Here is a 25,028-nt window from a genome sequence, read left to right as displayed (position 1 = left end):
AATTCATTTTCTTAGCATAACATAAATGCGTTAAAAGTTCAATCTGATTTTAATTAACTTTATCCAAATGATGGCAAGCAGCATAATGTCCAGTTGACACTTCTTTCCACTCAGGCTCCTGCGCGGCACAAAGTTCATCCGCATAAGGACATCTGGTTCTAAAGCGACAGCCTGATGGTGGATTTACAGGACTTGGCACATCCCCTTCAAGAACAATTCTCTTGGATTCACGGCTGATTTTCGGATCAGCAATGGGAATGGCTGAGATTAGACTCTTCGTATACGGATGCACGCTATGGAATGTCAGTTCGTAGCTGTCCGCCAGTTCTACCATCTTACCCAGATACATAACACCAATCCGGTTGGAAATATGTTTAACAATGGAAAGATCATGAGCAATAAATAGGTAAGTCAGACCCATTTCTTCCTGCAGCTTTTCAAACATATTAACGACCTGTGCCTGAATGGAAACATCCAAAGCAGATACCGGCTCGTCACAGACAATAAACTGAGGGTTCACTGCAAGTGCCCGGGCAATGCCCACACGCTGACGCTGTCCGCCGGAAAATTCATGAGGATAGCGGTTTGCATGCTCTGAGTTAAGTCCTACCGTAGATAAAACAGAGATAATCTGATCCTGACGGTCTTTTTTATTCGTAGCCAAATGATGGATATCAATTGCCTCACCAATAATATCCCCAACCGTCATACGAGGATCAAGGCTGGCATAGGGATCCTGAAATACGATCTGCATTTTTTGACGATAAGGAAGCATATTTACCTTTGTAATATCTTTTCCGTCAAAAAAGATCTTTCCAGAAGTGGGCTCATACAGTCTGAGCAGAGTACGGCCAGTAGTCGTCTTTCCACAACCGGATTCTCCAACCAGTCCAAGGGTTTCACCTCTTTTGATTCCAAAGGAAACGTTATCGACTGCTTTTACAACTTTTTTTTCAAATAATTTACCACCGGCAACAGGGAAATACTGCTGTAAATTCTGTACCTCTACAAGATATTTGTTATCCATCATGCATCTCCCTTCTGACTCTGCTGTTTCTCAAACTCTTCTTTCTGAAGCAGCCAGCAGGCGCTGTAATGTATATCGGTTATATCCGTATATTCTGGCATTTCACGCAGACAAATCTTCATGCAGGCCCTGCATCTTGGTGCAAACGGACATCCTGCAGGCGGATTCAGCATATCCACCGGGCTTCCTTCAATAGGAATCAGCTTATTATGCTCTTTCTCCGTAAGCTTTGGAATACTGCGGATAAGGCCCTTGGTATATTCATGGCTTGGGTTATAGAATATATCATCTGTATTACCATACTCTACCACTTTACCAGCATACATAACAGCAATACGGTCACACATATTGGCAACAACACCAAGGTCATGGGTAATCATAATAATTGCCATACCAAGTTTTTCTTTTAATTCCATCATCAGTTCCAGAATCTGAGCCTGAATTGTAACGTCTAAGGCAGTAGTTGGTTCATCCGCAATCAGGAGTTTTGGCTCACATGCCAGCGCAATGGCGATCATAACACGCTGACGCATACCGCCGGACAGCTCATGAGGATACTGGGTCAAACGTTTCTGGGGCTCATTGATGCCTACCAGGGTAAGAAGTTCTCTTGCCCGCTCGGTTGCCTGCTGTTTATTCTTATTTGTATGGAGCATAACCACTTCTGTGATCTGGTTTCCAATGGTATAAACCGGATTTAAGCTGGTCATTGGGTCCTGAAAAATAATTGAAATTTCATTTCCCCTTATCTTTCTCATTTCCTTTTCCGTCATCTTTTCAATCTGATGTCCGTTAAACTGAAGGGAACCGCCGATCAGACGTCCCGGATACGCTGTAAGACCCATAAGACTGTAAGCAGTTACAGACTTACCGGAACCAGACTCTCCTACAATTCCCAAAACCTCACCTTCACGAAGATGAAGTGAAACATCATTAAGCGCCTTGACTTCTCCAGCCGGAGTAAAGAAAGAAAGACGTTCATTCTCAATATTAACTAAATATTCACTCATGGAATCTCTCCTCCTTTAATCTTTCAGCTTCGGATCAAATGCATCCCGAAGACCATCACCCAACAGATTGAAGCTTAAAATAATAACTGAAATCATCAGTGCCGGTGCAAATAAACGGTGAGGATAGCTTTGCAGACCATTTAACGCAGCACTTGCAAGGCTTCCCAGTGAAGGCATGGGTGCAGCAACACCTAATCCAAGGAAGCTTAAAAAGCTCTCGGTGAAGATAGAAGAAGGAATCTGAAGCGTTGTTGTTACAATTAATGTACCAATACAGTTGGTAAGCAGATGTTTTTTAATGATATGTCCGCTGGAAGCTCCCAAAGCTCTTGCAGCAGTTACATATTCCTGCTCTTTTAAAATCAATATCTGGCTTCGCACAATACGGGCCATACCAACCCAGTAAAGCAGCGCGAATACAACGAAAATACTGATTAAGTTAACACCAATAAGCTGAATCCATTGGAATCCAGGCCTTTGAGCCAGCGCTTTTAGAGGTTGATCAAATGCTACAGATAAAAGTACAATGATCAGAATATCCGGAACCGTATAAATCATATCCACAATTCTCATCATTATCATATCTACCCAGCCTCCGAAGAAACCTGCAATCGATCCATAAAGAGAACCAATGAGCAAAATAATAGCAGAAGCTACCAGACCAACCGTCAGAGAAACACGGCTTCCCATCATAACACGGATTGCGTAATCTCGCCCCAGGTTATCGGTTCCCAGAATATGTGGGAATACACTCTCCCCTGAGTCCATAGCAGTGATTTCTTTCTGGGAATACTGCATGGGAGCAAGATTTTCACTTCCCCTAATCTGCTGCTCATAGCTATATGGATAAAGCTGAGGTACAATAAATGATAAAATAAATACTAGCAAGATTACGACAATGCTAATCATTGAAATCTTATTCTTTTTAAGGCGTCTGATTCCATCTTTCCAGAATCCAACGCTTTTACGCATGACTGTCAGGCTTTCTCTTTCTGCATCACTAGCCGGGAGAAAGTCTTCCACATTAAGCTGCACTGATAATTTATTCTTTGGCATCTTCTTTCTCCTTCCTTTACTTCAGATTAATTCGCGGATCAATAAATTTATAAGCAACATCCACCAGTACATTCATGATAACCATTAAAGTCGCAAGGAAAATCGTTGTCCCCATGATAAGAGGGTAATCACGTCCTGTAATGGAACCAATAAATTCAGATCCAAGCCCCGGAATTGTAAATATCTTTTCAACAATGAAGCTTCCTGTTACAGTGTAAGCCAGCAGCGGTCCTAAATATGTAACCACCGGAAGAATGGCATTACGAAGTGCATGCTTGAAAATACTTACCAACTGGGAAAGACCTTTTGCACGGGCTGTTCTCATATAATCCTGTCCCATAACATCCAGCATGGATGAACGCATTAATCTTGAAATATAGGATGATGGATAAAGAGCCAGTGCCATAACTGGCATGATATAATTCTTCCAGGATCCAAGTCCATACGTAGGCAATAGTCCCAGCTTCAAACTGAGAATATACATGAGTATGGTACAGACCACAAAGCTTGGAACCGCAATTCCGCAGGTACTGAAAACAATAATAATATTATCGACCAGAGTACCTCTCTTAAATGCTGCAATACTTCCAAGGGGAACACCAATCATAACTGCAGCTAAAATTGCCATTCCGCCAATTCTGGCTGAAACCGGGAATTTAGTACCAATAATCATATTAACGGTACGCCCACGCTGTTTCACACTTAACCCTAAATTTCCATGCAGAATATCCTTCATATATGTTGTATACTGTTCACTTAATGGCTTATCCAGTCCATATTTTTCATTTAATGCCGCCTGGGCTTGTGGGCTGATTGCCTTTTCTGCCATAAATGGTCCACCTGGAACCATGTTCATGACAAAGAATGTTACGGTAGCAACAGCAAAAATCGTAATAATCGCCATAGCAATACGTTTTATAATATATTTCGCCATTCTCATCAACTCCTTTTGTGTTGATGTCCGTCCGACTGGAAACATATGTCAATCGGAAACGGACACTGTTTGAATAGAAAAATCCCATGGATACCCATGGGATTCCCCCCAGAATCCTGTTACAAGATTACTGCATCTGTTTTGCAACTTCTTCTGCAAAGTTCTCTTCTTTTTTCTCAAGGCCTTCGCCTGTCTCGAAACGAACAAACTTTCTAACTTCAACTTTTCCGCCAACTTCTTTAGAAACCTGCTCTAAATACTTGCCAACAGTTAAGTCACCGTCTTTTACATAAGCCTGGTCTACCAGACAGAATTCTTTTAATTCCTTATTCAAACGGCCTACAATCATCTTATCAAGAATTGAATCAGGCTTGTCAGGATTTTCGTTCTTAGCCTGAACCTTTAAAATCTCAGTCTCGTGATCGATAAATTCCTGGGAGATTTCATCCCTCTTAACATACTTTGGATTTAAAGCAGCAATCTGCATTGCTACGTTCTTTAAAGCTTCCTTAACAGCATCGTTAACTACTTCTGCACCGGCTTCAATTAAAACACCGATTCTTCCGCCGCCATGAATATAATCAACAACGACACCATCAGTTGTGATTCTTTCGAATCTTCTGATATTCATGTTCTCGCCAATAACAGAAATCTGAGCGGATAATGCCTGTGTTACTGTTAAAGAGCTGTCACTGATCCAGGACTCAGCCATGAATGCATCCATATCTTTTGCTTCAGAAGCAAGCACCTGAGATACTACATCAGCAACATATCCCTGGAACTGAGCATTCTTAGCAACAAAGTCTGTTTCACTGTTAACTTCAACGATTGCTCCGGATTTTCCATCTTCACTTACTACAGTTGTAACAACACCCTCTGCAGCAATTCTTCCTGCCTTTTTAGATGCAGCTGCAAGTCCTTTTTCTCTTAAGAACTCAACTGCCTTGTCCATATCACCATCAGTCTCTGCAAGTGCTTTCTTGCAGTCCATCATACCTGCACCGGTTAACTCTCTTAATTCTTTTACCATTCCAGCTGTAACTGCTGCCATTCGTTTTCCCTCCATCATCGATTAAACGTAATTGATATTGTAAAAAGGTCTGTTCATAAAAATATGCTTCGACCCGCCATACAGCAGACCGAAGCATACATCCGTCTGAATCTTAAGCTTCTACAGTCTCTTCTAACTCCTGAGCTGCTTCTGCTTCCTCAGCTACTGCCTCGCCCTGGTTTGCTTCGATTACTGCGTCTGCCATCTTGGATACAATTAACTTGACAGCTCTAATCGCATCATCATTACCTGGGATTACGAAATCAAGTTCTTCAGGATCACAGTTTGTATCAGCAATGCCGATTAACGGAATGCCAAGTGTGTGTGCTTCCTGAACGCAGATTCTTTCTTTCTTAGGATCTACGACAAAAATCGCATCCGGAACTTTCTTCATATCTTTAATTCCGCCTAAGTTCTTCTCTAATTTCTCCCATTCCTTCTTAAGAGCAATTACTTCTTTCTTAGGAAGTACTTCGAATGTACCGTCCTGGGACATGGTCTCGATCTGTTTTAATCTTGCAACTCTGGACTGAATTGTCTTGAAGTTAGTCAGCATACCGCCAAGCCATCTCTCGTTTACGAAATACATTCCGCAACGCTCTGCTTCAGACTTAATCGCATCCTGAGCCTGTTTTTTTGTTCCAACAAAAAGAATCTTTCCGCCTTCAGCTGCAATATCAGATACTGCCTTGTAAGCTTCATCTACTTTAACGACTGATTTCTGTAAGTCGATGATGTAGATACCGTTTCTCTCTGTGTAAATATAAGGAGCCATCTTAGGGTTCCATCTTCTGGTCTGATGACCGAAGTGCACGCCAGCCTCTAAAAGCTGCTTCATTGAAATAACGCTCATGTTATTACCTCCATTGGTTTTACTTCCGTCCGTTTCTCTTGCTTCCGGGGAGACCATAATATGGCACCTTCCTCTGGAATCCGCAGACGTGTTTTTTGTAAGCCTTGCTAGTATAGCACAATATTTTTAGTGATGCAAGTAATTTTTTATATTTTATGTCCAAATCAGAAGATTTCTGTCTTGTATCCGCAAAAAAAGGTAATCGAGAATGATTACCTTTTTTAATCGTATCTATGCACTATAAATCCTTTAATTCACGACGATCTGCAATGATTTTTGAATTGCCTGCCTTTATTAATTTCAGCTCATCAAATACCACATCATTTAGAACCTTTATATAGGTTCCTTTCATACCGGAGGATCTTGATTCGATAACGCCGGCACTTTCAAACTTACGCAGTGCATTGACAATCACTGAGCGGGTGATTCCAACACGGTCTGCAATTTTACTTGCTACAAGAATGCCTTCATTGCCATCCAGTTCTTCGAAGATATGTGTGATTGCTTCCAATTCAGAGAATGATAAGGTGCTGATCGCTGATTTTACAATCTGAACCTTTCTTGTTTCTTCTGCATTCTCTTCGTTTACTGACCGCATCATTTCAAGTCCCACAACGGTGGTTCCATACTCGCTTAAAATAATATCGTCAATGTCATATTGTGAATCCGATTTGTAAATGAACAGAGTACCAAGTCTCTCCCCAGCTATGTCAATCGGTGTAATAATGGCCTGATATTTTCTGATGTCATCACCGGTAAAACCAAGCGTTTCCAAGTTTACATTTTCTTTTGTGGAAAGAATACTGAGCAGTCGTTCATTCAGCATAGTATCAACATAACCACCTACCTGATCTGCAATCAGTTCCTGAATTTCATCGATGTCTGGCGTAAGACCCACGCCAAGCACCTTGCCCTTCTTGCTTATAACAAGAATATTGGAATTCAGGATCTCGGTAAGCACTTCACAGATATCGTTAAATACGACCTTATGCGAATTATTGTTATGCAATAATTTGTTAATTTTTCTAGTTTTGTCCAACAACTGTACGCTCATTGCCGAAAACCTCCTTTATAATTGATGTTAAATTTCGAAAAACGCTTTTAATAATTAAATATTATCACTATTATTTTCAAATAACAATAGTTTTTTGAAGATTTTCGATTTTCTTAATAATTATTCTTTTTCCCTACTTATCTGCACTGTATCCGCACTGCTCATTAGAGCACAGTAACTTGTTGCCCTTTTCAACCATATATGAACCGCATTTTGGACATTTCTGGGTGGAAGGCTTTTGCCAGGACATAAAATCACATTCAGGATTTGCCTCGCATCCATAATAAATTCTGCCCTTTTTTGTCTTTTTAATCACTACATCCTTACCGCACTTTGGACAGGGAACTCCTGTTTTTTCCAGATAAGGTTTCGTATTCTTACATTCCGGAAAACCAGGGCATGCAAGGAATTTACCGTGAGGTCCGTATTTAATAACCATATTACGGCCACACAGTTCACAAATCTCTTCTGTTACTTCATCTGCTATGGTAACAGATTCCAGTTCTACCAGTGCCTTATCAACCGCTTCCTTTAAGTCAGGATAGAAGTTTTTTACAACTGTTTTCCATTGTACCGTTCCATCTCCAACTTTATCTAGAAGATACTCCAGATTTGCAGTAAATGTGACGTCTACAATGCTGGGGAAGCTTTGTTTCATCATACTGTTGACTACTTCTCCCAGTTCTGTCACGTAAAGGTTTTTATTTTCTTTAGCCACATACCGTCTGGCTATAATCGTTGTAATCGTAGGAGCATAAGTACTTGGACGACCAATTCCCTGTTCTTCCATTGCCTTTACCAGAGATGCCTCCGTAAAATGAGCCGGGGGCTGGGTAAAATGCTGACTGTTTTCCAGCTTCTCCAACTTAAGTATACTGCCTTTTTCCAGATTACCAAGAAGAACATTATTATCTTCCTTCTCTTCTTCCTGTACATAGACTGACATAAAGCCGTCAAACTGAAGTTTTGAAGCAGAAAGGGTGAAGAAATAATTTCCCGCTTTCACCTTCACTGAAGTTGTTTCATATACAGCCGGCTGCATTCTGCTGGCTGCAAATCTTTTCCAGATGAGCTGATAAAGACGGAATAAATCTCTCTGAAGTGATTCCTTTACAATTACTGGTGTCAGCGCGATATCGGTAGGACGGATCGCCTCGTGCGCATCCTGTATCTTAACATTACTCTTTTTGTTCTGCTCTCCATTTGCCAGATAACGGCTGCCATACTGCTTCTCAATGAACTCTCTTGCAGCAACATCAGCCTCTTCTGCGATTCTGGTAGAATCAGTACGCAAATAGGTGATCAGACCGACTGTTCCGTGGCCTGCGACTTCCACTCCTTCATATAACTGCTGAGCTAAGCGCATGGTTTTCTGAGTTGAGAAATTAAGAACCTTGGATGCTTCCTGCTGAAGTGTACTGGTAGTAAATGGAATGGGAGCTTTTTTTACCCGTTCCCCAGCTTTAACTTCTTCAACCTGGTACTCTTTCTTCTGGAGACCTTTCAGGATGCCATCTAACTCTTCCTTATTATGAATGGCTATTCTGCCATTCTTGTCTCCGTGGAATTTGGCTGTTAAAGACTTCTTGCTTCCTTCCTGCTTTAAGACCGCATCCAGATTCCAGTACTCTTCCGGAATAAAAGCATTGATGTCTTCTTCCCGGTCACTGATAAGGCGCAGAGCAACCGATTGTACACGACCGGCACTTAACCCCCTTTTGACCTTTGCCCATAAAAGAGGACTGATCATATATCCAACCATTCGGTCAAGAACTCTTCTTGCCTGCTGGGCATCCACAAGATCCATATCAATATCTCTTGGGGTTTTTAATGAAGATTTTACTGCATTCTTGGTAATCTCATTGAAGCTGATGCGGTATACCTGTTTTTCTTTCAGTTCATCTAATTTTAATGCTTTCATCAGATGCCAGGAAATCGCTTCTCCTTCACGGTCAGGGTCAGTTGCCAGATAAATCTTATCCGCTTTCTTCACTTCTTTTCTCAGTTTTGCAAGAATATCCCCTTTTCCCCTGATCGTTATATATTTTGGATCAAAATCATGTTCCACATCGATTCCCATCTGACTCTTAGGAAGATCCCTTACATGTCCATTGGAAGCATCTACTTCATAGTTTGCTCCAAGGAACTTTTTTATAGTTTTTACTTTTGCGGGTGACTCCACAATTACTAAACAGTTCGCCATACCAAACTCCTCGCCTATTGTTTCTTACCATAATATTGATGGGATGTCTGTATAATGCTGCCCTTTAATTCCAGTTCCAGGAGGACACTCATGCACTCGCTGACAGACAATCCACTGCAGCTCACAATCTCTTCCAGATTCTTCGGTTGCAAATCTAGGCAACTATACACCATTTTTTCTTTTTTGGCAAGCCCGTTCTTATTTTTTTCATGAACTCTTAATATTTTACCGCTCTGTAACTTAAAATATTCCAACACTGTCTCCGGAGAGAGTAAAACCTCTGCGCCTTCAGAAATAAGGCGGTTACAACCCGCACTTAAGGGATCAGTTACTCTTCCTGGAAGGGCAAAAATCTCTTTCCCCTGCTCCAGTCCAAGATTCGCCGTGATCAGAGAACCGCTTTTTTCTCTTGCCTCAATTACAAGAATTGCATCAGAAATTCCGCTTATAATCCGGTTTCTCATGGGAAAATTCTGAGGCTTCGGAGCTTCATCGGGCATAAATTCAGTTATAATACCTCCGCGTTTTTTCATCTGGCTGAATAAACCATAATTTTCTCTGGGATAACAAACATTGATTCCGCACCCCAGTACTCCATAAGTTTCCTGGCCTGCCTCCAGCGCTCCTTCATGTCCCGCTCCGTCTATGCCATATGCCAGACCGCTGATAATTGATATACCTGCAGCAGATAACTCTCTTGCCAGGCTCTGAGCCATCTGACGTCCATAATTGGTGCAGTTTCTGGCCCCTATTATGGCAGCTGCAGGTTTCTCCTCTCCAGGAAGCTGTCCATTTACAAAAAGGCCCATGGGGTATCCGTAAATAGACAGAAGCCGCCTGGGATAATCAGGCTCAAAATGTGCAATAAAGCGAATACCCTTTTTTTCTATTTGCTCCAGCTGCCTGCGAACAGAATCCAGGTAGGGCTTTCGTTCTTCAAAAAATAAAATCTCACTTTCTTTTAAAAGCCCACAGCTTTCCAGTTCTTTTCTTTCTATATTATATATCTTCTTATAACTTCCCATGTAGTCATACAGTTTTTTTATTTTCACAGCTCCAAGAAATGGAATGTGGGAAAGCCAGTATAAGTATTCCCGTTCTTCCAGATTATCCATAGATACCTCCCCAAAACTTTCCTTCCCGGCTTCTCAGACCGGCAGCTTCTGCCAGATGACTTTTCGAAATATTTTCACAACCCTCCAGATCTGCAATGGTTCTTGCTATTTTAAGAATCTTTTCGTATCCTCTTGCACTAAGTCCCATGGAATCGAAGATTTGTTTTAAATATGTTTCTTCTGTCTGATGAAGACCGCAGTATTTTTCCAAATCCGGTTTTTTCATAAAACTGTTAAAAAGTATATTCGTCCCCCTGAAGCGTTCCATCTGCATTACCCTTGCCCGTTCAATACGATTCCTGATGGCGGCAGAGGATTCTCCTTTCTTTCCTTGCCTCAGTTCCTTATAACTTACCGGACTGGATTCTGCACAGATATCAATTCTGTCCAATATTGGTTTTGAAATTCTTCCTAAATATTTATTTACCTGGCTTTCCGAGCATCTGCACTTTGTCCTGTCCGGATAAAAGCCACAGGGGCACGGATTCATGGCGGCTGCCAATAGGAATTTAGCTGGAAACAGATAAGCTCCATGACTTCTTGATATGGTAATTTCCCCCTCTTCCAGAGGCTGCCTTAAAATTTCAATGGTGGATTTTTGAAATTCCGACAATTCATCCAGAAATAAAACGCCTCCAGAGGCGAGAGTAATCTCTCCCGGTCTTGGGATTCGCCCTCCTCCTGCAAATGCCTGAGGGCTTATGGTATGATGGGGACTTCGAAACGGCCGGGAATTCATAATTGGAGTTTCCCCGGAAAGCAAACCACAAACGCTGTATATTTTTGAAATTTCCATGATTTCCCCAAAAGAAAGTGACGGCATAATGGTAGGAATTCTTTTGGCAAACATGGTTTTCCCTGTTCCTGCGGGACCAATATACATGATATTATGCATACCTGCTACAGCAACTTCTGTAGCCCGTCTTAAAAACGGCTGGCCACCCACGTCTGAAAAATCCACATTATATATATCTTTCTCTGTTTTTAGTTCTACAGGATCATCTGGAAGTTGGGAAAGTTTCTTTCCTCCATTTAGGTGATCTGTCAGGTCTTTTAATGTATGTACCCCCATAACCTGTATTCCGTTTGTGAAAATCCCCTCTTTTCTGTTCTCTCTTGGCAGGTAGCAGATTGTCTTTCCTTCCCTTTTTGCTGCAATAACAATGGAAAGAGCTCCTGGAACGGGTTTTACCGTACCATCCAGCCCCAGTTCTCCTGAAAACACACAGTGGGGCAAACCTGCAGATTGGATCATACCAGAAGCAGCTAAAATGGCAATTGCAATAGGAAGATCAAAAGCCGCCCCCTCTTTCCTGATATCTGCAGGGGATAAATTAATGGTTATTTTTTTTGCAGGAATACGAAAACCAGAGTTTTTGAGGGCAGTTCTGACACGATCCTGAGCTTCTTTCACCTGAGAAGAAAGATATCCAACCATGGAAAAACCCGGCAGCCCATCACTCACATCTGCTTCCACAAGTATGGGGACGCCCTCTACACCGATAATACCGATACTATGAACTTTACTATACAATTGAATGCTCCTTTCAAAATATAAAGGAAATAAAAATGGAAATTTATGCAGAAATGCACTTGGAATATCCGGAATCGGATTAGATTTATGATAGCTTAAAAAGCAGAAAAAAACAACTGTTTTCTTGCTTTTTCTGCTTTTTTAAATAAAAAATAAATATCTGTCAGATGTCGTCAGACGTCCCTTAGTCCCTGAGAGAATTCTGGCATATACGGTCTGTAACGAAGTGGCATATGATTCAGCTGGCAAATGGGATTGGTACGTTCCTTGATAGAAATACTCTTTCTAAAACGTTTAAAAAGGTCTTCATATTCATCTTCCACCGATGTTTTTACAATCTTATCTTCCCAATCAGATGGTAAAAAATCAGTCAGATACCAATGACGGTATGCCGGGTGAAGGACTGCTTTTTTTCTATTAACATCATATAGCACCCAGTTTTCACCAGACAAACGATCTGCAAAATGGGGGGCAAGAAGAACAATTACATCATTCTTAGGGCCAATTCTTCCTACCAGTAAATCCCTCTCCATCTCGGTAAAGCGAACAAATCCAGTCAAAAGGTGAGTCTCATTATCCACAAAACGGCACATTTGAAATATGTCATAAACAGCCTGGTTCTGAAGCATACTGACAACGCCGGCTCCCACACGAAAGCCATAGATCAGAAATCGATAAATCTTATCTGCCCGCTCCATATCATTGCTCAGAGCCGCTTTATAGACAACTTCATAAGCTTCTTCAGATATCTTATTCCGGACTGCCGTAATCACCTTATCCGCTTTTTGAGAATCAACGGGTACTTCTTCATACTGGCAGAACAACTCCATGGTTGCACCGTCATCTTTCAGCCGGAGTTTCACATTGTCATGCCCCTTCCTGCTGGCCCACGCAATATAAACACCGCTTAAAATCCCTTCTATACTGCTGTCGCAAAGATATATCGTCTTCATACCACAATACCTCCGGAATTTACCTGTGTCGACAGACTGGTATCGTCAAACAGAGACAGCTGCCGGTACGTATTGGTAGCGCTGATATCCCAGACACTTCTTCTTTCTTCCCCCACCAGGTGTCTGGATATATAATCCTCTTCAATCTTTACAGGGTACATCATCCTCCCGGAGCAGGTAATAAAATAGTGTGCTCTCTTCAGTACAACACCCATCTTCTTTAGTGCCTCAAAATCTAAAATCCCACTTCGTCTGGCCGCAATAATCCGCTTCACAGACTTCACTCCCATACCTGGAACCCTTAAAAGGGTAAAATAATCAGCCCGGTTCACCTCCACCGGAAACTGTTCCAGATGCCGCAGTGCCCAATCGCACTTGGGATCCAGAAGAACATTAAAATTAGGGCGGTCTTCTGATAGCAGTTCTTCGGCCTGAAATCCGTAAAACCGCATCAGCCAGTCTGCCTGATAAAGCCTGTGTTCTCTTAAAAGCGGCGGACCTCCCGGAAGTGCAGGCAGGCTGCTGTCCTGATTAACTGGAACAAATGCAGAATAAAATACCCTCTTTAAATCATAGTTTTTGTACAATGCCTCTGCCACCATCATCATCTGGTAGTCATTCTCCGGTGTGGCACCTACAATCATCTGGGTACTTTGACCTGCCGGAACGAAGGCAGGAGCCTTTTTATATTCCATTAACTCAAAGCGGTTGGTTACAATCCCGTTCTGTATCTGCTTCATGGGTTTTAATATCTTGTCACGATTTTTACCTGGAGCCAGTTTCTTTAACCCTTCTGCAGTGGGAAGTTCTAGATTAATGCTCATACGGTCTGCAAGAAATCCTGTCTTTTCAATTAACAGGGGATCTGCGCCGGGAATGGCTTTTACATGAATATATCCATGAAAGTGGTACTCCTCCCTCAGCTTTTTTAACGTCTGATAGATAAGATCCATGGTATAATCTGCACTGGTCAGTACACCAGAGCTTAAAAATAATCCCTCAATATAATTGCGTCTATAAAACTGTATGGTAAGCTGGCAAACCTCTTCCGGAGTAAACGCAGTGCGTACCACGTCATTGGAAGATCTGTTGATGCAGTATTTGCAATCGTAAATACACTGATTTGTAAATAATATCTTAAGCAAAGAGATACATCTGCCATCTGCTGAAAAGCTATGGCAGATACCTGCTTTACTGGCATTGCCGATGGTGCCCGCCTTCCCCTTACGGTCTACTCCGCTGGAAGTACATGCCACATCATACTTGGCTGCATCCGACAATATCTCTAATTTTTCCTGAACACTTAATGATTCCTGTATTAGCATCTCTTCACCTCGAACATTTGTTCTTACTATGAATATTATCATATATTTTAAATAATTTCAAGTACTTCCCGAATATATGTTCTCTTTTCCTGGTAATTGCTATTCTTTATTTCATGTAGAAAACAGGCAACAGAAAAAGACGGCGAAATCCCCCGTCTCCATCTGCTGATTAAGTGCTGTTATTTAAACTTATTATTCAAATCCACGCGGATTATTCTTCTGCCAGTTCCAGGAATCACGGCACATCTCTATAATTCCCCGTTCTGCTTTCCAGTCAAGTTCCTTCTCTGCTTTGGAAGGGTCAGCATAGCACGTGGGAATATCTCCTGCCCTGCGATCCATAATCGTATACGGAATCTTTAAATCATTTGCTTTTTCAAATGCGCCGATCACGTCAAGAACGCTGTATCCGATTCCTGTTCCTAAATTATATATCTGCACGCCGCCTGACTGCTTCGACATGGCTTTTAATGCCTTCACATGGCCTAATGCCAGGTCAACAACATGAATGTAGTCACGGACACAGGTTCCATCCGGAGTATCGTAATCCTTTCCAAACACTCCAAGACGTTCCAGCTTTCCTACCGCTACCTGAGTAATATAAGGAAGAAGATTGTTAGGAATACCTTTTGGATCTTCTCCGATCCGGCCGGATTCATGAGCGCCGATGGGGTTGAAGTAACGTAATAACATTACATTCCACTCTGGATCTGCGGTATTTAAATCCGTCAGGATCTGTTCTAACATTCCCTTGGTTCTCCCATAAGGATTGGTGATTTCTCCCTTGGGACATTCTTCTGTAATGGGCACGAATTCAGGATCTCCATAAACTGTAGCAGAAGAACTAAACACAATATTCTTCACTCCGTGCTTTCTCATAACATCACAGAGCACTAACGTTCCTGTAATGTTATTATGATAATATTCAAGTGGCTTAAAAACTGATTCCCCTACCGCTTTCAGCCCTGCAAAATGAATGACGCCATCAATTGTCTCTTTATTAAAAATCTGTTCCAGCGCTTCCTGGTCCAATAAATCTGCCTCATAAAAATTCAGTTTTTTTCCTGTTATTGCCATAACACGATTCATGGATTCCCTGTTGGAATTGCACAGATTGTCAACTACCACTACCTCTAAGCCGGCATTCAGCAGTTCTACGCAGGTATGACTTCCTATGTATCCAGCACCACCGGTTACTAATATCGCCATGTTAACTTCCTCCTTTTAAATGTCCTGAAACTATTATAAGCAGGAAATCAAAAAATAACAATGTAGAATTTCTTAAAAACCTATGATTTTTATCTGATTTCTTCTATTTAAATATAGAAGTAAAAAATCCGAAAATGTTTTTAAAAATATTTCCTATGCGGTGAAGTACATTACCATCGGGATGAAAATCTTCATCTACTTTACTTTCCTTGTCTTCTTCGTCTATTTTAATTTCTCCTGTTCTCAGTATGATCTGAATGCTCTTTGGTGATGGGTTCTTTACCGACGTCATGGAAACCGGTTTTGCTTCTAAATCAATATTTAACAGGGTTGTATCCTCAGTGGTATATTCATCCCACTTATCATCAATCATATTTTTAATTGTATCCTTTGCATTTCTTAAGACTTCCGTCTGATCGAGTCCGTTTCCTGCAATATCCAGGGTATCAGCCAGCCCGTTTAACGTCTTTTGTGTACTGCCGTTTAACGAGTTTCCCACCGTCTTTAACTGGCTCTCCAAAGATCGGAAGAATACATTCATGGAATCAATGGTCCTTGATGCACTGTCTGTCATTTTCCCCATATCCGTCAGCGTATTAAGCATCTCATCATGATGACGGTTTAAAATTCCATTGAGCTCCTCTGCACTTCCAATCAGATCATCTGCAGTATCGCAAAGTTTCCCAACGGCATCCGTGGTTTTTATCACTCCGTCTGTTGCCCCGTTAATATGGTTTCCTTCTGCATAAAGGTCACCAAGTAGTACTTTTGTCAATCCAAGAAACTTTGACATATCGTCAGACAGTCCTGCTCCGCTTCCTGCCAGCTGGGGCAAAAGCTGTGCCAGTGGCGCTGCTGCCTGCATGGCAGCCTTTGTTGCAGCATTAGTTGCAGAACTGGGGGACGCAATATCCCCGGCTCCCAGTGCAGAGGATAAGTAATTGGTTAATGTATTGATTTCTGTAACAGAATATCCTTTCTCATTAAACAAATAAGAGGAAATCTCGTCACTGTCTGCCAGATCTTCCGCCTTGATATCCTCAAGTAAGTCTTCCAGTTCGTCATCTCCAAGTGCCTGTGCCGAAGCGCTTAGTGATCCGCTTAAAGACACCATCTGGGGAAGTATCTTTGCCAGCTGTTCCAGCTCCTTAGCCAGTGTCTGCTGTTGGTTTGTCAGTGTGTTTAAATGGTCTTGTGTTTTATCAAGCTGCTTTAAAACCATCTGGGTCTTCATTCCTGTTTCCGGAGAATTAACCAGTTTCTGCAATTCCTTCAGTTCATCTCTTAAATCTCTTACTCCTTCCTGAAGATCGTTTAAATCCGGAGTAAGATCACTAAGGATTTCAGTCAGGTGATTCGTCTGGCCTCTTAAATCATTTAACGCTGTCTTGGCATTCTCCGTGTGATTGTAAAACGGCCGCAGTGTCTGAGACAGTCCATCCAGTGCAGTAAGGGCATCATCGGCGTTTTGATAAACCGTTCCTTTGGAATCCGCGACAATCTGTCTGGTTTTATCAAGCCCTCTGATACCATCCGAAGTATTGTCAAGGCTGTTCTTCATCTGATCCATGGTATTTAGCACCACATCCAGGCTGTCACTGATTGCATCGGCGGAATCTTCCATGGTTTTCTTTGCTTCCCGCAAATCTTTAACTTTGTCAAGCTGACTCACTGTCAGCGGAACCATGGCAAAAACAACGCCGGAAAATTTAAAATCATCAGTTCCGATGCGGATGGAATAATGTCCGTCTTCGCCTGGAAGCGCAAAGAAAACAACCGTGCTTATATTACCAACCGTTTGTACCTGGGCGCCTTCTGCTTCCAGACTTAAGTTTTTATCCATATCCACGACAGCACTGCCCATCAATGTCATATTATTTTTGTAAAAATCGGAAAGTCCTTCATTGGGCTTAAGATCCACATTTACTTCTACCAGACCTTTTTCACCCGCCAGTTCCTCTGCGTTTTTCTCAACTCCGTTAAGCCTGTAACTGACTGTAATATCCCAGGGAAGTTCTTTTTTTTCTGTCTTTGTCTGCCCCTCAAAATAAAACCTCTTTTCTCCTGATTCTGGAGTAAACGTTACCGACCCGTCTTCTCCGATTACCGGCTGAGAATGATCAGTCAGATTAATTACTTTTTCATAATTCCCATAATCCACCAGTGACTCATTTCCATCTGTTTTATAAATCTTTACAATACTGCTTTCTTTTATTTCACCATAGGGATCCATTGTTACATAAAGAGTTTCATCGTATGGAGGCTGAACCTGCGATGCCAGCGGCATCAGTACAGACTGCATGGAAAAAACAGCAGCCAGCCCTATGGATAATATTTTTTTATGCTTATTCATTTACATCCCCTCCTTTTAACGTTCCTCTTACTTTTGTATATTTTAAGCGGCGCCTTTCTTTTCGTTTTATGGAGCGTTCCTGCTGTTTTTGTATCTGGTTATCAAACAAACTAAGAAGTGCCGGTAACAGAGATAATACTAATACCATACTAAGTAAAGCTCCTCTGCCCACAAGCCTTCCTACCTGGGAGATTGCCTGAATGGAGGAAGTGAAAAACAGAAGATATCCCACCACTGTCAGAATACCTCCTGATGTGATAATGGATAAGGTGCTCTTAGAAATAGCCGCCATTGCCGAATCTGTATTATTCATGGTTTTTCTAAACCCCAGATAATTGTTGGTCATCAATATGGAATAGTCAATGGTGGCACCCAGCTGAAGGCAGCTGACGATAATGTAGCCGATATAGACAATGCTATCTCCCATAACGTAAGGCAACGTCATATTTAAGTAGATTGCCACCTCAATGGGGATAATAACAAGAATCGGCACCAGAATCGCCTGAAAGGTCACTAATACCACAAGGGCAACCCCCGCAAGTGAAAGTAAAGATACCTTATTATAATCATCTGTGAGGATATCACGGATATCAATGGTTGTGGGTGTCATACCAATCACATAAGCATCATCAGGGTAAAATTCACGTATTACATTCTCAAGCTTCTGACTGCAGTCAAAGGCATACTGGCTTTCCTGAACCGTATTCATGGAAATTAAAAATCTGGCATACCGGCTGCTTCTTAACTGCTTGCTCACCTTATCCGGAAGAAAACTTTCCGGAATTCCCCTGGGTATTGTACCCGACATGGAAATGGCGTAATTGACAAAATCCAGATCCTCCAGCGCATCTGTCAGTTGTCTTTCCGTTACGACCGAACCATTTGGCACAATCCCGATTATCATATTGGATTTTCCAAACTCCTCATTGATTTTTCTGGTATCCTCATAGACTCTTGTTCCCGGGCCTGCACCTATGGCATCATCCCCATAGTAAAAGGCATTCATGTTTTGACCAAAGTAACAGGGAACAGCCAGGATCATTGCAATAACAAACACAGGTTTTCTTAACCGGTTCATCAGCTTTGCAAACCGGTCAAAGGGAGGTACGAAGGGCTTATGAGCCGTTTTTTCTATCATATTATCGAAATGCAGGATCAGGGTCGGCATCAGGAAAAGTACGGTTGCAAGGCTGCAGAGAATTCCCTTTGTCAAAACAAATCCTACATCCCTGCCGATGGTAAAACGCATAAACGCGATGACTATAAATCCAACAATCGTAGTTGCTCCGCTGGCCAGAATAGAACTGCAGGATTCCTTCACCGCCATTTCCATGGCTTTATGTATTTCTACTCCCGTTTTTTTTATGGCAGTAAACGTATGTAAGAGAAAGATTGAATAATCCATAGAAACCGCCAGCTGCAAAATAGCCGCTGTTGAAAATGTAAAAAATGAAATTGTACCAAACATCAGATTAGATCCCATATTCAGTATAATTGCAATTATCATAATTAAAATAAATAAAAACGGTTCCATCCAGGACGTGGTCGTAAGCGCCAGGATCAGCCAGATAATAACCAGTGCCATACCAATGGCTATGGTTATCTCATGTGTAATCGATTCCTCCCTCTCTTTACTTGATATTGCACTTCCGGCAAAACACCCCCGATCCTTTCCAACAATACGGTATATTTCCTTTATACCGGAACGGGTAAGCGGATTGTCATCTCCTTTTTTAAATATCACATCCATCAGTGCATTTCCATCACGGTAATAATTATTCATAGAGAACGAATCAAGTGAAGTCATATCCGTCAGTCCCTCATTTGCAAAGGAAGCGCCCATATATACATCCGTTGTAAGATCAGGTCCTATTACCACATCCACGCCCTCCAGATCTGAGATTTTACTCCTGATCCGTTTCGCTTCCTGAAGGCTTACGTTCTTCACCATAATCCGGGCCATGCCAGGATATCCGAACTCATCCTCCATCACGTCCAAAGCCTGTTTCGTCTGGGCAAACTGCGGCAGATACTTACTTAAATCGTAGTTGACTTTCACAAAAGGAAAGCAAACTGCGCAGATAATGGTCCCTACCAGAAAAACACTCTCAATCAATTTTCCTTTAAATACAACGAAATGTACAAATTTGTCAAAAAAACTTCTATTCTTTTCCATATCCCCCTCCATTTATAATCGTTGATCTACTAATGGATACTTTATTGACTTTTGAACACGTGTATATTATAATACTAGTGTACATAACATTCAATAATCAATCTATTTTGATACATCTATTAATAATCACTGAATATTTTCCAGCATAATACTCAACACCATTTAGATAATCGTTAATTAAAATCAGAAGGCGCGTCAAAGCGCGAGGGGGAGGAATTGTATGGACATGCAAAAGCAGGATCGACGCATACGAAAAACTCAAAGATTATTAAAAGAAAGTCTACTTGAACTTATGGAAAAAAAGGATTTTAAAAATATATCCGTAAAGGATATTACCGAGCTGGCAGATTTAAACCGCGGAACCTTTTATCTCCATTACGCAGATACTTACAGTCTGCTACAGGAAATGGAAACGGAAGTATTAAGAGACTTTCAAAACATGGTAAACGGCTATCGGGACGCTTTTAAAAAGGCTTCTCTCATGCCAGTAACAATTCCCATCATTCAATATATTGAAGAAAACAAAAAGATATGTAAAATCCTTTTTGAGAACAGTTCATCCAATGATTTTGTAAATCGCTTCCATACTCTTATCTTAAAAAACGGAACTGCCATCATTAAAGAGCAATACCCCAACGCAAAGGATGTAACCTTAAACTATTTTTTGGAATTCATAACCTACGGACTTACCGGAGTTTTTAAACAGTGGCTCAATACCGATATGCAGCAGCCGAAAGAAGAAGTTGCAGAATTCGTGGATAAGGTTATAATGGGAACTGCAAAAAATCTTTTAACCACATAATTGTGTGATAAATATAAGACAATCCTTATGTTTCAATAAGTACTGACCGATATATGGTTAGTTAGATTTTGTAACTGCATCTAATCTTTTGCATTAAATATTACATAAGGACGATCATTATGCCTACAAAGAAAACGAAAGAAAAAGTACCTAAAACAAAACTAAAAAAACCAAAAGCTGCAAGAGTAAAGAAAGAAAAGCCTGCAAAAACTGGTAAAAAGTCTTTATTGCCGAAAAACAAGCGAGTCGTTATCCTATTGGTAGCAGCCCTGTTCATTGTTATTATCGGCGCCGCGCAAGCCATAATTTTATTATCCTTGAAAAATAAGAATACGGTAAAAGAAAAGGTGGCCAAAGCACCGGATTATTATTTTTCAAAAGATGAGGACATCTCCTCTTTCACTACAATTGTAGGGGAACGTACCTATGAAGAACCAGCATCTGTTCCTGAAAGCTCAGAGGAGACCAAAAAATCAGGGACTGAAAAGAAAGAGTCCGACGATGTCGCAAAATCTGGTACAGAGGCAGAAGGTAAGGCAGCTTCCGACAGTGATACAGCTGCTTCAGATGAAGCAAAAGACACCTACAAATATGTACATTTGGAGAATGCCTCAGCAGATTTAAAAACCTATAAGGATTACCTGGAAACTCAGAAAAGTTTTATCGATGTGACCAAGGAAAGCACAACGGCAGAAAGCACGGAAAGTGAAACAAAAAGCGAGAATGCGGAATGTTATCAGCTGGCCGGTCCTTCTTCTGACTCTAAGACCTACCTCTCCATCACGCTGGAAACTGCAGGCGACAGTGTGACTGTAACAGCAGGCAAAGGCAGCGAATCCTGGAACGATTTTTTTAAAAACCAGTGGAATGAGCAGAAAAAAGTAATAACCGATATACAAAAGCAGCCCAAGTCAGAAACTTCCATTGAAAAGGCAGAGAACACAGTTCGTTCTCAGGGGCAGGAAAAATTAAAGCTTACAGAAAGTGCAGATTCCTATCAGTTTATAGCTTCTCCTGGAATAACTAAAATTGAGGGAAAGAACTATTACACAGTACGGACTTACAAACGGCTTCCCGACAGTACGTTAACCTATGTTGCCACCTATTTATGTGATTGCAATGACAACAGCGTAGGCTTTCAATATGACGAGATAACCGGACAGGCCACCCCACTGGGATGATAAAAAAGGACCATTGCTCCATAAGTGATTTACACATATGGAGCAATGGCCCTTTTTCAATAAAATTATGATCTGATTATATTCTGGTACCAGTAAAAGCTGTCCTTTGGTACTCTTCTCTGGGTTTCATAGTCTACATAAACAATTCCAAACCGGTCGTCATAACCCTTTTCCCATTCAAAATTGTCCAGAAAACTCCACACAAAGTACCCTTCTACCTTCGCTCCGTCTGATACTGCGCGCTTCAGTTCAGACAGATGGCGCTCCAGGTAATCAATTCTGCATGGATCGTGAACACTTCCATCTAAGGATATTACATCCAGGGCAGACATACCATTCTCTGTAATAAACAAAGGCAATTGGTAAGTATCGTAAAAGTTCTTTACTGCCCAGTACATGGCTTTTGGAGTAATGGGCCAGCCCATTCCGGTCTTCCCATGCCCGGCAGGAAGTTTACCCAGAATTAACTCACCTGCGTCGGATAAACAAACAGAGGTTCCCTGATAGAGATTCATCCCACAAAAATCAAGAGGCTGGCTGATCAGCAACCGGTCCCCTTCGGACAATTCTGGTAAGTCTTCCCCAAATAATTGAGGACATTGCCGGTGAAACCTTCCTTTTATAATCAGTTCATTCCAGAATGCGGAAGAATGAATCCAGTCTTCCGCTCCTATGGAATCCTGCAGCTCCTTTGCTTTTCCAACCAGCAAATCAGTTTCTTCCACAGGCCAGTAGGCATTGCCGCAGGTGGGTGCATATCCTACCCGGCAATCCGGTACCAGTTCCCGTAATTTCTGCACAGATTTCCCATGTGCCAAAGCAATATTCCGGCACATGGCAAGGATTCTGCCGACCGGATATTTGATTCCAGGAGCATGGGTGCATCTGTCATATCCAAGCCAGGTAAATATCTGCGGCTCGTTAAATGTAATGTAATGCTTTACCCGGTTTCCAAATGCTTTTGCTACAACTGCTGTATATTCGGCAAACCAATCAGGGCTGCTGGGATTTAACCATCCGCCCTGCATCTCCAGTTCATTGGGATAATCCCAATGAAACAAGGTCACATATGGAGTAATATGGTGCTTTAACAGTTCATCAATCAGATCTGAATAGAATTTAAGACCTTTTTCATTGACGCTTCCAATACCATGAGGCATAATTCTTGGCCAGGAAACAGAAAAGCGGTAAGCCCCTACCCCAAGTTCTGCAAGCAGGGCTACATCCTCTTTCATCCGATGGTAATGATCACATGCCACGTCTCCTGTATGTCCTTCAAAAATTCTGCCTTTCTCTCTTACAAAGACATCCCATACAGACAGCCCTTTTCCATCCTCAAAAGCTGCCCCCTCAATCTGATAGGATGAAGTTGCGGTTCCCCATATAAAGTCTTTTTTCCAGTCCATCGTATCTATCCTTTCACACTTCCTGCTGTTACACCACCAATAATGAATTTGGACAGGCACAGATAGATGATTGCAACCGGAACAATGGCAATGGTAATCAGCATATAAACCTGCCCCATGTCAAATTTTAAGAAATCTGCACTTCGCAGCTGGGCAATCAGAATTGGAAGTGTTTTTTTCGTATTGGATTTAAGTACAAGAGAGGGAACAAAATAATTATTCCAGGAAGCCACGAATGCAAAGATTCCCTGTACTGCCAAAGCAGGCTTTACAATGGGAATTACAATATAATTAAAGGTGAAAAATTCATTGGATCCGTCGATTCTGGCTGATTCCACGATTTCTAAGGGTAAATTACTCTGGAAATAAGAAACCATAAAATAAAATACGACTGGTGCAGCCATAGATGGAAGAATCAGAGGAACAAAACTGTCCATAAGCCCCATTTTACCAATCAGGCTTAAAAATCCAAGGGTGGTTACCTGCGTCGGAATCATCATAATCAGAATGATAAAAAGATAAACAGCATTTCTGAATTTAAAATCATAGGCGTGAATTGCATACGCAGTCAGTGCTGATACGTATACCGAAAGAGCTGCAGAAGCACTGGCTATAAATAAACTGTTTACGATTCCGCTTACTACTGGCAGATTCTTGTTGTGCAGTACGTTATATAAGTTAGGACCAAATGATTTTCCCGGTAAAAATGAGAATCCCTTAGCGATTTCCGGATGGGATCTGGTCGCATTGATGATCAGGCAATAAAAGAAAAAAAGGCACAGAAAAGATAAGAGTGTCAATACGATATAGGCAGCTGCCTTTTTTAAATTCTTTACTTTTCCCATTATTTTGATCCTCCTTTCTCTTTACCGGCACCGGTAAGTATGAAAAACACTACGAGACTGAGTGCAGCTGTTATAATGAAGAGTATTACGGATAAAGCCCCTGCCATACCGTAGTTTTTGCTGTATAAATGATTGTTCAGAAACATAATTAACGTCATGCTGGTCCGGTCAGGTGTACCTTTACCATTGGTAAGTACCTGGGGTACATCAAACATCTGCAGACCGCCGATGAGTGAAGTAATCAGTACATAAATAAATATGGGTTTAATCGTAGGCATGGTAATTTTGGTAAATATCTGAAGAGATTTCGCCCCATCAATGGCTGCAGCTTCAAACAAAGCAGAATCTACTCCTAAAATAGCCGCCATCAAAAGGATGGTCGTATTTCCAAACCACATCATAAAATTCATAAAACCGACCAGTCCCCTGGTTCCCCATACTGTGGTGAGATAACGGATCGGACTGTCGATCAGCCCCATTTTTATCATAAGATTATTCATTGGACCGTCATCTGAAAACAGGGCAAAAAACAGCATGGCAAAAGACGCTGCCATAATTACATTAGGAAGGTAAATAATTGTCTTGAAAAAAGTACTTCCTCTTAGCTTCATTCTGAAATCAGCAAACCAAACCGCCAGAATCAGGGAAAAGAAAATCTGAGGAATAAAACCGATAATCCAGAGAATCACCGTATTGCCCATGTATTTAAGGAGATCACTCTGGAAAATAGAAATATAATTTTCAAATCCCACAAAATTAGGTCCGATCTGGGTTAACCCTGAACGGTAATTTTCAAACATGCTGTTATAAAACGTAGTTACCAGGGGGATAAAGGAAAATACTAAATATGTAGCAAAGAAAGGTATTAAAAAAATATATCCCCATTTTGAATAGCTGACTTTCTTTCTGGCTTTTGCCTTTTTTTCTCTTACCATGATGGA

20 protein-coding genes are annotated in these 25,028 nt (G+C 41.4%); 2 read left to right on the top strand and 18 right to left on the bottom strand.

What is annotated here, in order from left to right:
• Positions 1–49: 49 nt before the first annotated feature.
• From ABS301_RS19695 to ABS301_RS19625, 15 genes are all read right to left on the bottom strand, one after another.
• On the bottom strand, positions 50–1,027 hold the full coding sequence (locus tag ABS301_RS19695; RefSeq protein ID WP_349673858.1) for an ABC transporter ATP-binding protein: 978 nt from the start codon (positions 1,025–1,027) through the stop codon (positions 50–52).
• Positions 1,027–2,037 carry an ABC transporter ATP-binding protein gene (locus tag ABS301_RS19690; protein ID WP_349673832.1) on the bottom strand — a complete coding sequence of 337 codons (1,011 nt, stop codon included), beginning with the start codon at positions 2,035–2,037 and terminating at the stop codon, positions 1,027–1,029. Before ABS301_RS19690 ends, ABS301_RS19695 begins: the two co-directional genes overlap by 1 nt.
• A gap of 15 nt (positions 2,038–2,052) precedes the next feature.
• Positions 2,053–3,093 (bottom strand): ABC transporter permease, encoded by a 1,041-nt coding sequence (locus ABS301_RS19685; RefSeq protein WP_349673831.1) that lies wholly within the window; start codon positions 3,091–3,093, stop codon positions 2,053–2,055.
• 16 nt (positions 3,094–3,109) lie between these two features.
• Positions 3,110–4,027, bottom strand: coding sequence for an ABC transporter permease (locus ABS301_RS19680; RefSeq protein WP_349673830.1), 918 nt, complete (start codon positions 4,025–4,027; stop codon positions 3,110–3,112).
• 127 nt (positions 4,028–4,154) lie between these two features.
• Complete coding sequence (gene tsf, locus ABS301_RS19675; protein WP_349673829.1) at positions 4,155–5,078, bottom strand: translation elongation factor Ts; 924 nt, start codon at positions 5,076–5,078, stop codon at positions 4,155–4,157.
• A gap of 112 nt (positions 5,079–5,190) precedes the next feature.
• Positions 5,191–5,931: a 30S ribosomal protein S2 gene (gene rpsB, locus ABS301_RS19670; protein ID WP_097006003.1), complete on the bottom strand. Its 741-nt coding sequence runs from the start codon at positions 5,929–5,931 to the stop codon at positions 5,191–5,193.
• A gap of 238 nt (positions 5,932–6,169) precedes the next feature.
• Entirely contained in the window at positions 6,170–6,985 is an 816-nt protein-coding gene (gene codY, locus ABS301_RS19665) for a GTP-sensing pleiotropic transcriptional regulator CodY (RefSeq protein WP_349673828.1), read from the bottom strand.
• A gap of 133 nt (positions 6,986–7,118) precedes the next feature.
• Positions 7,119–9,188 (bottom strand): type I DNA topoisomerase, encoded by a 2,070-nt coding sequence (gene topA, locus ABS301_RS19660; RefSeq protein WP_349673827.1) that lies wholly within the window; start codon positions 9,186–9,188, stop codon positions 7,119–7,121.
• 14 nt (positions 9,189–9,202) lie between these two features.
• Positions 9,203–10,303 carry a DNA-processing protein DprA gene (gene dprA, locus ABS301_RS19655; protein ID WP_349673826.1) on the bottom strand — a complete coding sequence of 367 codons (1,101 nt, stop codon included), beginning with the start codon at positions 10,301–10,303 and terminating at the stop codon, positions 9,203–9,205.
• Positions 10,296–11,837: a YifB family Mg chelatase-like AAA ATPase gene (locus ABS301_RS19650; protein WP_349673825.1), complete on the bottom strand. Its 1,542-nt coding sequence runs from the start codon at positions 11,835–11,837 to the stop codon at positions 10,296–10,298. The genes dprA and ABS301_RS19650 overlap by 8 nt, the downstream gene beginning before the upstream one ends.
• 173 nt (positions 11,838–12,010) lie before the next feature.
• Complete coding sequence (locus tag ABS301_RS19645) at positions 12,011–12,790, bottom strand: TIGR03915 family putative DNA repair protein (protein ID WP_349673824.1); 780 nt, start codon at positions 12,788–12,790, stop codon at positions 12,011–12,013.
• On the bottom strand, positions 12,787–14,115 hold the full coding sequence (locus ABS301_RS19640; RefSeq protein WP_349673823.1) for a putative DNA modification/repair radical SAM protein: 1,329 nt from the start codon (positions 14,113–14,115) through the stop codon (positions 12,787–12,789). The genes ABS301_RS19645 and ABS301_RS19640 overlap by 4 nt, the downstream gene beginning before the upstream one ends.
• Positions 14,116–14,307: 192 nt before the next feature.
• Positions 14,308–15,324: a UDP-glucose 4-epimerase GalE gene (galE, locus tag ABS301_RS19635; RefSeq protein ID WP_349673822.1), complete on the bottom strand. Its 1,017-nt coding sequence runs from the start codon at positions 15,322–15,324 to the stop codon at positions 14,308–14,310.
• A 103-nt stretch (positions 15,325–15,427) separates the two neighbouring features.
• Positions 15,428–17,677 (bottom strand): hypothetical protein, encoded by a 2,250-nt coding sequence (locus tag ABS301_RS19630; RefSeq protein WP_349673821.1) that lies wholly within the window; start codon positions 17,675–17,677, stop codon positions 15,428–15,430.
• Positions 17,670–19,853, bottom strand: coding sequence for an efflux RND transporter permease subunit (locus ABS301_RS19625; RefSeq protein WP_349673820.1), 2,184 nt, complete (start codon positions 19,851–19,853; stop codon positions 17,670–17,672). The genes ABS301_RS19630 and ABS301_RS19625 overlap by 8 nt, the downstream gene beginning before the upstream one ends.
• A 220-nt stretch (positions 19,854–20,073) precedes the next feature.
• Here ABS301_RS19625 and ABS301_RS19620 point away from each other — a divergent pair, with 220 nt between their 5' ends.
• On the top strand, positions 20,074–20,655 hold the full coding sequence (locus tag ABS301_RS19620; RefSeq protein WP_349673819.1) for a TetR/AcrR family transcriptional regulator: 582 nt from the start codon (positions 20,074–20,076) through the stop codon (positions 20,653–20,655).
• 119 nt (positions 20,656–20,774) lie between these two features.
• Positions 20,775–21,836 carry a hypothetical protein gene (locus ABS301_RS19615; protein ID WP_349673818.1) on the top strand — a complete coding sequence of 354 codons (1,062 nt, stop codon included), beginning with the start codon at positions 20,775–20,777 and terminating at the stop codon, positions 21,834–21,836.
• Positions 21,837–21,901: 65 nt separating this feature from the next.
• On the opposite strand, the gene ABS301_RS19610 is transcribed toward ABS301_RS19615, so the two are convergent.
• The 3 genes from ABS301_RS19610 to ABS301_RS19600 are packed head-to-tail and all read right to left on the bottom strand — an operon-like array spanning position 21,902 to position 25,022.
• Positions 21,902–23,242 carry a GH1 family beta-glucosidase gene (locus ABS301_RS19610; protein ID WP_349673817.1) on the bottom strand — a complete coding sequence of 447 codons (1,341 nt, stop codon included), beginning with the start codon at positions 23,240–23,242 and terminating at the stop codon, positions 21,902–21,904.
• Positions 23,243–23,247: 5 nt separating this feature from the next.
• A complete protein-coding gene (locus ABS301_RS19605) occupies positions 23,248–24,087 on the bottom strand; it encodes a carbohydrate ABC transporter permease (protein ID WP_349673816.1) in 840 nt (279 codons plus the stop codon).
• Positions 24,087–25,022, bottom strand: coding sequence for a carbohydrate ABC transporter permease (locus ABS301_RS19600; RefSeq protein ID WP_349673815.1), 936 nt, complete (start codon positions 25,020–25,022; stop codon positions 24,087–24,089). Before ABS301_RS19600 ends, ABS301_RS19605 begins: the two co-directional genes overlap by 1 nt.
• Between the last annotated feature and the right edge of the window lie 6 nt (positions 25,023–25,028).

The organism is Lacrimispora sp. (assembly GCF_031982545.1).
Taxonomy (GTDB): Bacteria; Bacillota; Clostridia; order Lachnospirales; family Lachnospiraceae; genus Lacrimispora.
This window is presented reverse-complemented; position numbering and strand designations above follow the sequence as displayed.